Origin of the sequence: Sulfuricurvum sp. (assembly GCF_049277495.1) — a bacterium.
Lineage (GTDB): Bacteria > Campylobacterota > Campylobacteria > Campylobacterales > Sulfurimonadaceae > Sulfuricurvum.
The window spans coordinates 76621-90712 of sequence record NZ_JBASYM010000066.1 but is presented as its reverse complement, the minus strand read 5'-3'; the positions used below and the strand labels follow the sequence as shown (position 1 = coordinate 90712).

The 14092-nt window shown below is 47.3% G+C and carries 13 protein-coding genes; 4 read left to right on the top strand and 9 right to left on the bottom strand.

From position 1 onward, the window contains the following. The first annotated feature begins 80 nt into the window (after positions 1-80). From WAO38_RS11480 to WAO38_RS11470, 3 genes are all read left to right on the top strand, one after another. Positions 81-1382 (top strand): sensor histidine kinase, encoded by a 1302-nt coding sequence (locus tag WAO38_RS11480; protein ID WP_422237225.1) that lies wholly within the window; start codon positions 81-83, stop codon positions 1380-1382. Between the two features lie 82 nt (positions 1383-1464). After that, complete coding sequence (locus tag WAO38_RS11475; RefSeq protein WP_013459298.1) at positions 1465-1719, top strand: YfhL family 4Fe-4S dicluster ferredoxin; 255 nt, start codon at positions 1465-1467, stop codon at positions 1717-1719. Continuing rightward, a complete protein-coding gene (locus WAO38_RS11470) occupies positions 1720-3192 on the top strand; it encodes a Ppx/GppA phosphatase family protein (RefSeq protein ID WP_422237222.1) in 1473 nt (490 codons plus the stop codon). It begins immediately after the preceding gene. Between the two features lie 134 nt (positions 3193-3326). Here WAO38_RS11470 and bamA read toward each other — a convergent pair whose 3' ends face one another. Beyond that, positions 3327-5564: an outer membrane protein assembly factor BamA gene (gene bamA / locus WAO38_RS11465; protein WP_422237220.1), complete on the bottom strand. Its 2238-nt coding sequence runs from the start codon at positions 5562-5564 to the stop codon at positions 3327-3329. 115 nt (positions 5565-5679) lie between these two features. Between bamA and WAO38_RS11460 the strand changes: the two genes are divergently transcribed. Then, positions 5680-6516: a prephenate dehydrogenase gene (locus WAO38_RS11460; protein ID WP_422237219.1), complete on the top strand. Its 837-nt coding sequence runs from the start codon at positions 5680-5682 to the stop codon at positions 6514-6516. 1 nt (position 6517) lies between these two features. Here WAO38_RS11460 and WAO38_RS11455 read toward each other — a convergent pair whose 3' ends face one another. From WAO38_RS11455 to WAO38_RS11420, 8 genes are read right to left on the bottom strand one after another with little or no spacing between them, the layout of a single operon-like run. Further along, positions 6518-7657 carry a hypothetical protein gene (locus tag WAO38_RS11455; protein ID WP_422237217.1) on the bottom strand — a complete coding sequence of 380 codons (1140 nt, stop codon included), beginning with the start codon at positions 7655-7657 and terminating at the stop codon, positions 6518-6520. Then, entirely contained in the window at positions 7654-8463 is an 810-nt protein-coding gene (locus WAO38_RS11450; protein ID WP_422237215.1) for a hypothetical protein, read from the bottom strand. Before WAO38_RS11450 ends, WAO38_RS11455 begins: the two co-directional genes overlap by 4 nt. Continuing rightward, complete coding sequence (locus WAO38_RS11445; RefSeq protein WP_422237213.1) at positions 8387-8788, bottom strand: hypothetical protein; 402 nt, start codon at positions 8786-8788, stop codon at positions 8387-8389. The genes WAO38_RS11450 and WAO38_RS11445 overlap by 77 nt, the downstream gene beginning before the upstream one ends. Beyond that, positions 8785-9618, bottom strand: a complete 834-nt coding sequence (locus WAO38_RS11440) for a DUF58 domain-containing protein (RefSeq protein ID WP_422237211.1) — start codon at positions 9616-9618, stop codon at positions 8785-8787. The genes WAO38_RS11445 and WAO38_RS11440 overlap by 4 nt, the downstream gene beginning before the upstream one ends. Continuing rightward, positions 9618-10565 carry an AAA family ATPase gene (locus tag WAO38_RS11435; RefSeq protein ID WP_422237209.1) on the bottom strand — a complete coding sequence of 316 codons (948 nt, stop codon included), beginning with the start codon at positions 10563-10565 and terminating at the stop codon, positions 9618-9620. Before WAO38_RS11435 ends, WAO38_RS11440 begins: the two co-directional genes overlap by 1 nt. Then, complete coding sequence (locus WAO38_RS11430; protein WP_422237207.1) at positions 10566-11678, bottom strand: BatD family protein; 1113 nt, start codon at positions 11676-11678, stop codon at positions 10566-10568. It lies immediately after the preceding gene. Then, positions 11659-13182 carry a vWA domain-containing protein gene (locus tag WAO38_RS11425; protein ID WP_422237205.1) on the bottom strand — a complete coding sequence of 508 codons (1524 nt, stop codon included), beginning with the start codon at positions 13180-13182 and terminating at the stop codon, positions 11659-11661. The genes WAO38_RS11430 and WAO38_RS11425 overlap by 20 nt, the downstream gene beginning before the upstream one ends. Next, the gene (locus tag WAO38_RS11420; RefSeq protein ID WP_422237203.1) at positions 13179-14090 is read right to left on the bottom strand and encodes a vWA domain-containing protein; all 912 of its coding nucleotides are present in this window, start codon (positions 14088-14090) and stop codon (positions 13179-13181) included. The genes WAO38_RS11425 and WAO38_RS11420 overlap by 4 nt, the downstream gene beginning before the upstream one ends. Positions 14091-14092: the final 2 nt, after the last annotated feature.

Genomic DNA, 14092 nt, shown 5'->3' with positions numbered 1-14092 from the left:
TTAGCCTTCCTAAAAGTTCTATACACTACAATGCTTATCATAAAAAATTCCGATACCATGTTTCAAAAGAAGGACATCCTTTGTTTTCCAAAAGAAGTATCAGACGACGTTTCCTTTTTCAGCTGATTGTCGCATCAGCCGCACTGGTTATCTTATTCTCTTCATTTTTATATCTTTTTATCAAACAATCGATCTATGATGAAAAACAAGCCGAACTTATCGGTTATGCTGAAAACATCTCTTCGTATAAGTCTCTTTTATCCGCTCAGCAGAACAATACCGATGCCCTCTTAGGCCTTGACGTAGAGCTTGTAACCCTCACTCCGAATGAAGAGCATCTTGATTTTTATGAAACCGTGCATAAGGATAAAACGACCACACTGACGCTTATCTATCCTTTTGATTTTGAAAAATCATCTTATCTGAAAGTCAGTCGTGACATCACTCCGACCAAACGATTGTTGGGAAAAATTCTTAACTCCATTTTTCTGATCAATGCCGTAGGATTTGTAGTCATTATCCTTTATGCGATTGCTTTTTCCAAAATGCTGATTGCTCCGATCAGTGCTTTAAGCCGCAGATTAGCCAATATGAACGAACATTTGATTCGTCCGATCAAGGTGGAACAGCTTCCCGATGAATTTGAGCCGCTGGGAGAAACCCTTAATCGCCTTATTGCACGAATTCAAAACTTCGTCAAATACCAAAAAGAACTTTTTATCGGCGCCGCTCATGAACTCAAAACGCCGCTTGCCGTTATCAAACTCAAAAATCAGGTCACCCTGATTAAAAAACGTTCCGCTGAAGAGTACATCGAAGCGATTAGAATTACGAATCAAAGTGTCGATGAAATGAATAAAATTGTCGCTGATATTCTAAATATCGGCCGTCAAGAGGGTGCACAGCTCGAAATTCCGGTTCAAACCGATATTATCCAGATTCTAAAAAAATGGGCTGGTGACTTTAAACTCTTGGCCAACAGTGAAAATAAAACCCTCATTGCCCGATTCGAACCCGATGCGTTCAGTGCGGTATTGCAAGTAACCCTCCTCAACCAGATCCTCCAAAATTTCTTACAAAATGCCTTGAAATTTACCCCTGAAGGGAAAAGTATTCTGTTTAACAGCTACCTTAACGACATCGGAATTGTCATTGAAGTCATCGATGAGGGGTGCGGGATTGATGAAAGTGTCGATCTCTTCGCCCCGTTTAAACGTCAAGGCAATAAATCAGGGGTCGGATTAGGACTGTTTCTAGCCAAAAGTGCTGCGGAAGCCATCGGTGCCGTGATCACTCTCACCAACCGAAACGATGGAATTGATGGCACATGTGCCCGTCTTGTTCTGCCATCCAAACTGTGTTGCGTCCTTCCAATGCGCTAAATCTAAAGCGTTTAAAATTGCTCAAAGGTTCCTTTCGCTATAAATCGCGCACTAACCAAATATAAAAACCGAGGTTTTACCTATGCCACTACTTATCGTCGATGAATGTATCGCATGCGATGCATGCCGTGAAGAATGCCCGATGGATGCGATTGAAGAGGGCGATCCGATTTATATCATCGATCCTGACCGTTGTACCGAATGTGTAGGAACCTATGATGAACCGGCGTGTATCGCCGTATGTCCTGTTGATTGTATCATCCCCGACAAAGATAATGTCGAAACTATGCAGGAACTTCTCTACAAGCATAAACAATTAATGGAGGAAGAGGAGTAAATGGCAAAATGTACCGCCGTTATCGACATCGGAAGCAATTCCATGCGAATGGCGGTATTTCAAAAGACCAGCCGTTTCGCCTTCCATATTCTCCACGAGGTTAAAAGTTCCGTCCGCCTGAGTGAAAACGCTTATAAAAACGGCGGATATCTTCAGCATGAAGCGATGGAACGTACCGCTTTGGCCATCGGCGAGTTTTTGTCTATCGCCTACTCTTTCGGAGCTCGAAAGATTTTATGCGTCGCTACCTCCGCGCTGCGGGATGCTCCAAACAGTGATGTTTTCCTCTCCCGCATCCGACGCGAACATAACCTCTCGATTAAAGTCATAACCGGAGACAAAGAAGCTTATTATGGCGGAATGGCCTGTGCTAATCTTCTCCCCGGTATTTCTGAAGCAACCACGGTCGATGTCGGAGGCGGCTCCAGTGAGTTTACCCTGTTGCGTAACGGCAAGGTTGAACAGCTTTATTCTCTTAACATCGGTACCGTTCGTATCAAAGAGCTTTTTTTCGATCAAAACGATATCGCCGGAGCCATTGAGTATATCGATGAAGCCCTCAAACAGCTCCCCCCTTTCAATACCGAAACTCTGATCGGAATCGGGGGAACCTTTCGTGCCCTCACCCGTTCGTTAATGAAAAAAGAGGAGTACCCACTCAAAAAACTCCACGCCTATACGACCGATGAGACCTCTTTTTTACGTTTTTCCGCTCAAATACTCCAGGCAACTCCTAAAAAACTTCGCTCTCTTTTCATCAAGCCGGATCGTTTTGACACCATCAAGCCCGGAACCCTTATATTAGAGAGAATCATTCGGCATACACAAAACAAAACCCTCATATGCAGCGGTGTCGGTGTACGTGAAGGGGTTTTCTTAAGCGATCTGCTGCGCAACGCGGGAGACCGGTTTCCGGCCAACTATAATCCGAGTGTCCGCTATCTCCTCGACACCTATGCTATTCATAGCGATCATGCCCAGCAATGTGCCCATTTGAGCAAACGTCTGTTTGATCTTTTGCATATCTCTCTAGGGATCAATCCGCTCTATCGCCCTGAACTTGCTATCGCCGCAAAGCTCCTCTCGATAGGGGTCGGTATTCGCTACTATGCCTATCAGCGCCACAGCCACTATTTGGCGATGAGTGCTCTGGACTATGCGCTCACTCATCCGCAGATCGTGCTCATCTCTCATCTTTTATTGTTTAAAAAAGGTTCTGCCTCTTCGTCTCTTGTGCCAAAAGGAAGCTACGGGAGCTTATTACCCGATAATGCCACACTCGATGCCCTCAGCGCTCTTCTGTGGCTCTCACACATCCTTCTGGCCTCACGGATCAATGCTTCCGATCTTAGTGCTGAGCTGGACGATAAGGGGGCATTAGTCATTACCGGAAAAAATCTTTATCTGTCTCGTGAGCAACTTAAGAATATCGTTCTTCCGGAAAACCTCACCCTCATACTCAAAGAGCAATAAGTATCTCTTCCTCAAACATCACGGCAGTATCGTCGGAATTGTGAAAGATGCTTTTGAAGGCGTATGTCTAAGAAGTAGTTGAAAAAGTTGGAAGGATAAAGGCCATCCCCGAATTTTCAGGGATGAAAGCTTTGTTAGAATCGTTGTCCGATCGTAAATTCGAAGTGGGCGACATCGTCACCGGATTTGCTGCCGATCGGGTTCGCAAAAACGAGCTGTAACGGTCCGACCGGGCTGAACCATTCCAAAGAAACCCCGTAGCCTCCCCGTTTGATTTCCGTCATACTCTTCTCACCGATCATCCCGTAATCGACAAATGCCGTCGCACGCATTCGCGCTTCCGGTACGAGAGGGACACTGAACTCGAGGTTATTCGAAAATGTTTGGGTCCCCCCGATTTTATACGGTTTCCCTGTGGAATCTACTCCATCCGTCGGTGAAATCGAATACCCTTGGTATCCGCGAACCGAACCGATCCCCCCCATATAAAACTTTTCACCCAACGGTAAGTAGCCGCTGCTGCTGGCATAATTGTAACGGGCTTTATATCGAAGGATTAAATCGAAGTCCGTTAGCTTTTGCAGCCCCTGGTACGCCGCAAAACTCGTACGGCTTTTCCAGAAATCGGCATCTCCGCCAAGCCCTGCCATTTCAAAACTCTGTGAAATAGCCATCCCTTCGCGCGGGATATAATAATCATCCGTATTGTCAAAAGTTGCCGAAACGGTTGCCGAGCTTTTTGCATAACTCTCATAGTAACGAGGGTCCAGAGTCGTTGTGTTGATGTCAAGATTGCTGTAACTGTTTTGTGAATAGTTATAGCCGACGTATCCGCTTACATAGCGGTTAAATCGGTGCCCGGTACCGATACTCATCCCTTTGGAATCGGTGGTATAGCTATCGTATTCCGTTGAACTGTTATACACGGAAAAGTTACCGCTAAAATCGCTGTCATTAAGGCGAGGATTGGAGATATTGAAGGAATAGTTGCTGGTACGCTGAGATTTTTCAAGGTTCAATCCGACGTTAATCCCGGAACCGAAAATATTGCGGTCACTGACGGCAACACTGACCAAGATCCCGCCGAAGCTTCCATATCCTCCGCCGAGTTGGATATTACCCGTCGGTGCTTCTTTGGTCTGAACGATCAGGTCCATCGACTCGTCGTCAATCCGTTTCTCTTCGATCGTATTGCTCTCAAAATAGCCGGTTCGTCCGATGGCGTTACGGGAATCTTTGAGGTTGGTGAGGCTGTATAAGTCACCCGGAGCCAAGAAAAGTTCACGTCGAACGACACGGTCTAACGTACGGTTGTTCCCTGAAATGTGTACATTGCGGATATGGACTTTTTTACCGGGGATAATACGGTAGACGACATCAACGCTTTTCCCCTCTTTGTCTTTTTTCAGATCCGGCTGTACTTGTACGTAAGCATACCCCAAATCGGCAATTTTGGTTTTGATGCGATCCGCATCATCCCGAAATGTTTTGATGTTGAAAGGTTTGTTTTTTTCCAAAGTAATAACGTTCAGCAGCTCTTGATCATCAATGACCTTGGTATCTTGAAAAATAAGGATATCGCTCACACGGTAGACATCCCCTTCGAAAATATTGTAGCTCATCTGCGCTTCGTAACGGTCAAAATCAACCGCTACAAACGGCTCGTCGATTTTGGCGTCAAGATAACCGCGCTGCATGTAAAAATCACGAATGCGCAAAGGATCGTATTGCAGCTCGGCGACTTTCATCTTCCCGTCGTTCCGGCCCCACATCCAGCCCATAAATTGTTCTTCTTTATTGGCAATAGTACTGTCGAATTCATCGCTGTCTTGCGTTAAGACTCCCGCATAGCGGAGCTTTTTGATAATGATCTCTTGGCCTTCATTAACAACAAACGTGACATGCATACTGCCGTTGTCAAGTTTTTCCGTATCAATCTCAACAACCGAATCGATTTTCCCGTCTTGGCTCAAAGCGTCAACGATCCGCTTTTTGGCTCCTTCAAGCCGCTTTTCATCGTATAAAGCCCCTTTATCGATCTGCAGCAAGGTTTTTTTGGCCTCTTCATCGTTCTCTTTATACCCTTTGAGCTCGATTTTGGAGATGATCGGTTTCTCTTTGAAATGAAACGTCACTTTTCCCTCGTTCTCTTCTGCCCAGATATCTTCAAAATAACCTTGCTCAAAGAAGTTCTTAACCGTTTTATCGACTGCCGTAGCATCCAACGGTTCACCGATTTTCACCTCATTCAGCCGCTTTGCGGCGGTCTCGGATATATGGACCAGGCCATCATACTGAATCGATTGGACGTTTTGTGTAGATGCATGCGCCAGCGCACTTGCCACGATTAATGAGAGGGTAATTGTTTTCAAGCCAAAATTTCCATTGCGTTAAAATAGTCTCCCATTCTATCACTTAGATAATTAATGTTCCGTAAATTAAACTTAAAAGGGTTAAAATAGCGCAATTACTGCAAAAAGGGAACGGATGAAGATAGGGATAGTGGGGTTAGGATTAATGGGAGGGTCAATGGCGTTAGCCCTCAAACACATATCTTTTATCACCTCTATCGTCGGAAGCGACCATAATGAAGAGCATCAAAGAATTGCCCTTTCACGAGGATTAGTGCAGGCTATCGTACCCTTTGATGAGCTCAAACGTGAATGTGACGTCATCTTCTTGTCGGTACCGGTAGATGGAGTCATCGCGCTTTTGAATGACTGTACCGATCTGGAGGGAACCGATAAAACCCTGATCGACCTAGGAAGTACCAAAGCTCCGATCGTTGCCGCCGTTCCTCCGGCCATCCGCGCGAATTTTATTCCGGCTCACCCGATGACGGGAACAGAACAGTTTGGTCCGAATGCCGCGCTAGAAGGGCTTTACGCCGATAAAGTCGTCGTACTCTGTGATTTAGAGCATAGCGGACATACTCAACGTGACATTGCCTTACGAATTTTCCGCTCTATCGGAATGCAGGTCCATACGATGGGCGCAGAGCAGCATGACCGCCATGCCGCTTTCATCAGCCATATGCCCCATATCATCTCGTATGCTCTGGCGAATACGGTATTAGCCCAGGAAGAGAAAGAGAATATTCTCGCCCTTGCAGCCGGAGGATTTCGTTCAATGAGCCGATTGGCAAAAAGTTCTCCGGCAATGTGGGAAGATATTTTCCGCCAAAATCGCACAAATGTCCTCGAAGCGGTCGAATTTTTTGAAACCGAGCTGCATATTCTTAAAACAGCCCTCCAAAACGAAGATTACACCAAACTCCGTTCGGAAATGAAAGGGGCTAACAAACTCTATGAGATATTTATCTAAATCAAATCGGATAGAGCCGCGTCCTTTTTTTTCCGTTTATCTGTTTGAGTGTTTTTTGCAGGGGCAAGTGGAGAGAACGCTCTCCTAAAACCTCGGCTTTGCCCCCTGTTCTCTCCTTACCCTCTTTAATTTTTTGATAGGTTTTCCCGAGATTGTAAGCGGTTCGCTCAGCTAAAAGAGGCTTGGACGTATACACACGCCCATACCAATAGTATGCTTTTTCATAGTTCCCGGCTTTATAATAGACATTCCCGAGGTTATAGCGGATTTCGGGGGAATCGTGCTTTTTTTGATAACGGCTGAAATATGTTGCACTGTGGATATAATCGCCTCTTTCATACGCGCTGTACCCTGCTCTGAGCTCCTGAAAATCCAAAATTCCCGCAACCGCGGGAGTATTGTTCAGACAAAGCATCCCCAGCACACTGAGGAGGGGGACACTATGCCGTTTAGACATCGAAGAGAGGGCAATTGCGATCAAAAGCATCGCCAAACCGAGAGGATACATAAAAAGGGGTGAATGCGCATAAAGGCGTTGAGCGGATTTAATTTTTTCCGCCTTCTCTTCCACTGTCGAGAGCGGTGTATTGTGCTCCGGTATCGGGTCACCGATGATGACCTGGACAGCTGCATCCCCCCGCCGTGCATCCAGCAATGTGACATTACTCACCGTATACTGCATCACCTCAGGCTGCAACCCCTTGATTAATTCCACCATCATCGCGGTATCGGTACTGAAAGGGGAGATTCGGTACAAGCCCTCATCGTATCCCATCAAGGCGATATTATTCCCCTGAAGGGCATGCACGGCATCAATCGCATGCATTTTTTCCGTTTCAAATTCTTCTATGGTTTTTTTCGAGAGGTCCAACGCAATGACTGCCTCCACACTCCCCTCATCCGCCAAATCTTTTTGGAGGATCACCGGCTGCGCCATGGCACTGATTAATAATAAGCTTGCACTGAAAAAAAGCGTATTCCGGCTTTTGAGTCCCATGGTAATCTCCGGCGCACGCAGCCGTTCCAAAACACTCTCCCGAAAAGGGGTATCGTGCATCGGTTTTTGTGTCTGCCAAAAATAAAACAGCACAACTGCTGCGGGGAGCATCCAGTAAAAAAACTCAGGATGCAAAAAGGTCATTTAAGCCCCTTTTGGTTCCGTCCGAAAAGATAGGCCAACATGGATAAAAATCCCAAAAAAAGCGGATACACATAATAATAGTCAAAATAGCGATACGTTGTTTGGAGGAAATAAGGGGGATAGTCATGATTTAGTTTTTGCCCCCAGTCCGAATCGCTTATCGGTGCGATAACAGACGTTTGTATCCCCATCGGCAAAGCATATACAAACGTCTTCGGCATTTCTGAAAAAATGACCGTCAACCCTCTTCCCTCGTTAGAAGTCGCAAAAAAACGGCTGATTTGACGATCGACTTTCGCTGTCGCTTTACCCTTATCCTTTTGAAGAAGTATTGATTTCAGGGCCTTATGATCATACGTCAGGGGAACGATCGTGTTGTCGGGAATCCACAGCGCGATACGTTCATCCGGTCGCTGATCAATAAAAGAGGTGATTTGATTTGTTATGTTGGAGGAGGTCAATGCCGGATCGATGATCAGAAGAATGTCCCATCCGTTTCCGTGATGGAGTATTTTATGATCGCGTACCGGAGACATGAGGGCTACGATTAAAAAAGCGATCATCCCCCATTTGGCGATCCAAAGCCATATCGGTGATTTAACCCCGACTTCCCCGAACATGGCCGTCCGCGGAAAATAGAGAGGATTGGAACGAAGAGGACATAGTGCCTCGCACGCTAAAAAGAAAAAGAGTAGAAACCCGAGTTTCGGAAACTGAAAATAGACCCCGTCAAACATCGATGATCTCAAGATACAATCGATAATATCCGAGGGTCTCTTGATCGATCGGCTCAACGTTCGGTGCATATTTGTATTTTGCCAACCGCTCAAAAAGGTTGTGATACGCTTTCTCCGTCCGTTCGTTATCCGCTGCGAATCGATAGCCTAACGTGCTGATGGCATACGCCGCTTTCTTGGGATCGGAAAAATCGATAGATTCCAATTTCTTGTAATCGAGCCGCCGTTCGCTGAGGAGGCGATTACGCCATTTTTTAAGAATAAAAAAAAGAATGCTGAGACTTACGACCACAAAAGAAGTTACCGCTCCGGCAAACAGATAAATCGAATAGTCATTGACTTCCGCCAACGGGGCAATATCATTGACCGGAATATCCGCCATCTGCACTCTCATATTCTCCCCTCAAATAGCCGGCGCAGTGTGACCGAGGCAGAAGTGTCCGTGTACAATTTTGACGCTCGTATCCCGTCTCGGCGAAACCGTTCAAACAGCGCGGCGTCGTGTTCACGAACCCGTTCATGGTATTTACGTACACTCCGTGCATTAAAATCTCCCTCCAATACGGCTCCGCTTTCAGGATCTATCAACGCACTAAACCCCATAGGTAAAGGTTTTTCCTCAAAGCGGTCACGAACGACGATTGCAACGACTTCATGTTTTTTGGCCAAAAGGCGCAAATCGGGAATCTCGAAAAAATCGCCGAGAACGACGATCAGAGAACGGCGTTTCAGCCGGCGGTAGAGGGTTGCTGCCATTGCATTGTAATCGGCTTTGTAGTGGAGCAGATCTGACCCCAGAATCGTCTCGATACTCTGGGCCACCGCAAATCTTTTTTTACTCGCGCGTACCTCATCCCGGAGGTTTTCGGAAAAATTGATATGGGTAAACAAATCGCCGTTGGACAGTGCCGAATACCCGATCAAAGCTACCGCTTCGGCAAGCGTGTCGATCTTAAACTGCTCATGACCGAAATGCAGACCGCCGCTGAGCATTGCCACGGTCACCACACTCAGCTCGCGCTCTTCGCGAAACACTTTGACAAAAGGACGCTGCATCTTTGCCGTGATATTCCAGTCGATATGACGGGTATCATCCCCGCTTACATATTCGCGCAGTTCGATAAAATCATATCCTTCTCCCCGAAACATGGAAGGGTTGTTGCCGATACGGTCACCGATGATCTGGCGTCGTGCTTTTAAGAGGATATGACGGCTGTTTTTCATTACGGAATCGGTACGGCTTTAATGATCTGCTCAATCAAATCGTCGATCTCGATCCCCTCAGCCTCCGCCTCATACGAGAGGACAATACGGTGACGCATCAGTTCTTTAATGATAGAAGCGATATCGCCGGGAGTCACAAAATCTTTCCCGCGCAAAAAGGCGACGGCACGTACCGCTTTGAACATATCGATGCTTACACGGGGGCTGGCACCGAATTGCAAATAGCGCTTGAACGATTCAAGTCCGAATTTTTCTGGTTCACGTGTAGCCGTCACGAGGGTAATCATATACCGCTCTACCTCTTCATCAATATGAATCTTTTTAACGGATTCTTTGAGACTCAGCAGGGTGTCGGTATCAATCACCGCATTGATCGTTTCGGCAGTAGAAGAGGCGATCCGACGGGCGATTGCAAGCTCTTCTTCGGCAGTGTTGTACCCTACGGTAATTTTGAGCATAAAACGGTCCAGCTGCGCTTCGGGAAGGGGATAAACCCCCTCGTTTTCGATCGGGTTCTGCGTCGCCATAACCAAAAATGGCGGGGGCAGTTTAAAGCTCTCATCCGCCAGTGTCACCTGACGCTCCTGCATCACTTCGAGCAATGCAGACTGCACTTTTGCCGGAGCGCGGTTGATCTCATCGGCGAGCAGAAGATTGGTAAAAATCGGCCCTTTTTTGATTTTAAAAGCATTGTTCTGCGGGTCATAAACCTCAGCACCCAAAATATCGCTCGGAAGAAGGTCCGGAGTAAACTGTACCCGCTTAAACCCAAGCCCCAAGGTTTGGGACAAGGCTTTGACCGTCGTTGTTTTGGCCAAGCCCGGAATCCCTTCGATCAGGACGTGTCCGTCGCACAATAGCCCGATCAACAATCCGTCAATCATTTTCTCTTGGCCGACGACGACTTTAGAGACTTCCGCACGTATCGCGTTAATAATATTGTTCATTTATATTACCTCTTTTACTGATGTGAGTGTACTCAATTTCTTTTTGGCTTCGCTTAAACTCATCGCTTTGGTCTCAAGGGAGGTGATGATTGGTTCATAGTGTTTTTCGCCGCTTAATGCCAAAAGGAGAATAAGTTCTTTCGTATTTTTCGCATTCTCCCAAAAATACTTTGGTTTTCGGCGCGGCCGATGTTTCCACAAACGGCGAAATCCTTCTCCCAACAAAACTCCAAAACCGATCAAAGCAGCGTATAGTGCATACCGTTTAAGCGTCGCATAGCTGCTCAAATCCGGCGGATCGAGCAAATTGCCGATATCGTATCCCTCCCCTACATCGATCGGAATCATCTCGGTAGTGAGTATTTTTTCTTTCTGTTTCGTCGTATCCATCACACTCAGAGATAACGGCGGAATCATAAAACTTTTCTCCGCTACAAGGGCGAACTCCTGCCGAATTTCCCCGCTAAAGCCGTCCGTTGACGCCGTCAATGTTGTTTGAGGCGGCTCTGCAAAGACTTTTACTCCGCTGATGTTCAGTTCATACGGGACAAATTGATCGAGATTTCCCGATCCTTTGATCATCAGACTCAAATGAACCGGTTCATAAGCACGAACACTTTGACGGTCTACGCTGACGCTGAAGGCAATATCCCCTGTCAGTGCCGCACTATTGGCTTTTGCAGTGATCGTGACGGCGGGCAACATCGCTTTCTCATCGTTAAAATCGTATTTTTTGACATTATCCCGCCCGATGGTAGCATTCTCAATCGATGCAAACGTCGTGTGACGGATCAAAGCGTCGAGATTGACCGTAATCGTTCCGGCTTCTTTGGGAGTGATTAGCACATCAAACGTCTGAATCCGCTTCCCGTTGCTTATCCGATCATGCTGCGTTAATATTTTGGCACCGTACTCTTTAGCGCCTTTAGGCTTAAATTCGATCGTATAATCGGCAGCACTGGTATCAAACGCACATTCATACCGGACAACCCCGCTTTGGGAAACATAGAGTTCTTTGGGCGCTTCCAATACACTCCACTGAAAAGACCCGCCCCATGAGGATGCACATAAGGCCAGCACACCCAATATCAGTTTACCAAGGCTTTGTTTCACGTACACTCCTTTGATTGATCAGTTCATACTGACGCGAGCTGAGACGGGCTTTTCCTTGTGACATCGAAAGACGCGGATCGCTTTGCACTTTTTTCCCCTCATCCCCGCCGCCGCCGGAAGCCATATCGCTTTTCATATTTGACCCCCCTCCGGCTTTGGAGGGTTTCGATTCGCCGGTCGGCTTGTTCTCTTCCTGTGCGAATTGATCTTTTTTCTCTTTGCGGACACTCAGCGTTTGCTGCTCCTCCACCCCTGTTATAGCATGAAGATTCTGATCGGCATCCCGGCTATAGTGCAGTGTGAGTGACTTGAGCAAGGCCTCTCTCGCCTCCTCAAACTCCTGCAGCCGTATATGACAATTGCCCATATTATAAAAAACATCCGCCTTAAAACGCGGGTCATCGCTGCGGATCGAACGGTACAGAGCCAAAGACTCTTGATACTTGCCCGCTTTATACAATGCTGAAGCTTGGTTATAGCGCGCTTGCGGGGAATCTATCTTGGCATACAACTCTGCCGAGCGTTCAAACTCCCCATGATGATAGTTGCTTTTCGCTAAATAAAGATAGCCGAAATCCAGAACGCTCCCCTGCGCCGATAACCCGATGAGAGCGGCCAAGGGGATCAATGCCCGTGACAGTTTCCCCCCTATCGAGGTAAAAGCGGCAATAAAAGCGGCCAATGCGATCACCAGCGGAAAATAAAAAAGTTCCCGATAGCGCATCACCGACGTACTCCCCGAAAAATCCTCGTGTCGCGCCGCATCGATCAGCGATCTCACGGCGCCGATGTCCGGCCCCTGTATCATCCGTCCTTCGTTAATAATGGCCTCTATTGCATCATTTCGGGCACTGACGACGATATGCCCTTTCTCATCTTTGAGCGATGAACCATCCGCTGTCGGCAGAGTGCTTCCCTCACGGGTAGCCAGCATCACAACACTCACCGCCAAATCATTCTCCTGGACGAAATCCGCCTCTTTCGCATAATTCGGTTCATCCCCTCCGTCGGTGAGAAGAATGACGATCGGACGTGCGGCGTGAGACATCTTTCGTGAAAGTTCCAATGCACTCATTACGTCCGTCCCTTTGGTAATGATCTGCGATTCGTCCAAGCCGCTAAAAAGATGTTCGAGAAGCTCCGTATCCTTGGTCAAGGGAGAGAGGACGATCGAACTGGTGGTAAATCCGATGACTCCGAAACGGTCACGCTGATCACTGTGTACCAGATCACGCAACAATTTTTTCGCTGCTTCCAGACGGCTGGGTACAATGTCCGCAGCACGCATCGAGTAGGAGAGATCGACGGCAAGGATCACATCCGACCCCGCCTGCTCGACCGTGATCGGCTTTTGAGAAAAAACAGGACGGGCCAGCGCCAGAATCAGCATCGCGAGGGCAATCAAAAGCCAGATTTGAGAATGCCATCCGTTCCGCCGTCCAAGCCACAGATACAGCGGTACAACAAGCAGTGCGCTCAGCCAATAGGGAGAAAGAAAACTCATGATCGTATTCTCCTGCGCCACATGAGCAGCATGATAATCATCAGTGCAGCGGACAGAAACCACTGATAATAGTGGATGAAAAAAGTATGCTGTTCGCTTTTGATGGAAGAGCGCTCCAGAGTATCGATCGAATCATAGACGGCCTGCAGCTCTTTTTGATTGGTTGCCGCAAAAAATTTACCTCCACCATCGGATGCAAGTTGTTCCAAAAGGGCATTATCAAACTCCCCGGGCTTTCCAATCCCGATGGTATAGAGTTTGATGTGCTCATGCCGTACCATTGCTATTGCCTCTTTCGGTGAAATCGAGCCGCTGTTATGTTCACCGTCGGTGAGGAGGATAATCACTTTGCTCCGTGCTTTGGAATCACGAAGTGCCCGGACACTCATCGCGATCCCCTCACCGATAGCCGTGTTTTGTCCCGCCATCCCGTCACTGAGATAACCGATCATCTGGCTGACAATCTCTTTTTCATAGGTCACCGGCGATGCGATAAAAGCAAAATCACCGAATAAGACGACCCCGACATTATCTTCGAGCCTTTTCATCACGAAAGCACTGGCAATTTTCTGGACAATCTCAAATCGGCTGAGCCGTTCATCCTCACTTCCGAAACCCGAAGCATTCATCGACCCGCTTCCGTCAATGGAGATGACGATATCAATCCCGTTGCGATTTCGCGGATCGGCGAAATCCACCGTCACCGGAGTTGCCAGAGCACCCACCATCAATGTCACGGCAAGAGCTTTCAAAATCCACTCAATATTGCGCCATTTCCCAACATTTCCGAATAAATGGAGATGGGGGAAATAGCGTGCGGAAAGTGTCACTTTGCAGCGATAGAGGCAATACAGAATCGGAGGCAACGCCAACCATGCCCAAGGAAAATCAAATAGCCATACATTCATAA

Coding starts and splice junctions, on each gene's coding strand:
- WAO38_RS11450 (WP_422237215.1), bottom strand. CDS start 8,463: ATGCACCGAACGTTGAGCCGATCGATCAAGAGACCCTCGGATATTATC.
- WAO38_RS11475 (WP_013459298.1), top strand. CDS start 1,465: ATGCCACTACTTATCGTCGATGAATGTATCGCATGCGATGCATGCCGT.
- WAO38_RS11455 (WP_422237217.1), bottom strand. CDS start 7,657: ATGACCTTTTTGCATCCTGAGTTTTTTTACTGGATGCTCCCCGCAGCA.
- WAO38_RS11470 (WP_422237222.1), top strand. CDS start 1,720: ATGGCAAAATGTACCGCCGTTATCGACATCGGAAGCAATTCCATGCGA.
- WAO38_RS11435 (WP_422237209.1), bottom strand. CDS start 10,565: ATGAACAATATTATTAACGCGATACGTGCGGAAGTCTCTAAAGTCGTC.
- WAO38_RS11440 (WP_422237211.1), bottom strand. CDS start 9,618: ATGAAAAACAGCCGTCATATCCTCTTAAAAGCACGACGCCAGATCATC.
- WAO38_RS11460 (WP_422237219.1), top strand. CDS start 5,680: ATGAAGATAGGGATAGTGGGGTTAGGATTAATGGGAGGGTCAATGGCG.
- WAO38_RS11425 (WP_422237205.1), bottom strand. CDS start 13,182: ATGAGTTTTCTTTCTCCCTATTGGCTGAGCGCACTGCTTGTTGTACCG.
- WAO38_RS11420 (WP_422237203.1), bottom strand. CDS start 14,090: ATGAATGTATGGCTATTTGATTTTCCTTGGGCATGGTTGGCGTTGCCT.
- WAO38_RS11445 (WP_422237213.1), bottom strand. CDS start 8,788: ATGAGAGTGCAGATGGCGGATATTCCGGTCAATGATATTGCCCCGTTG.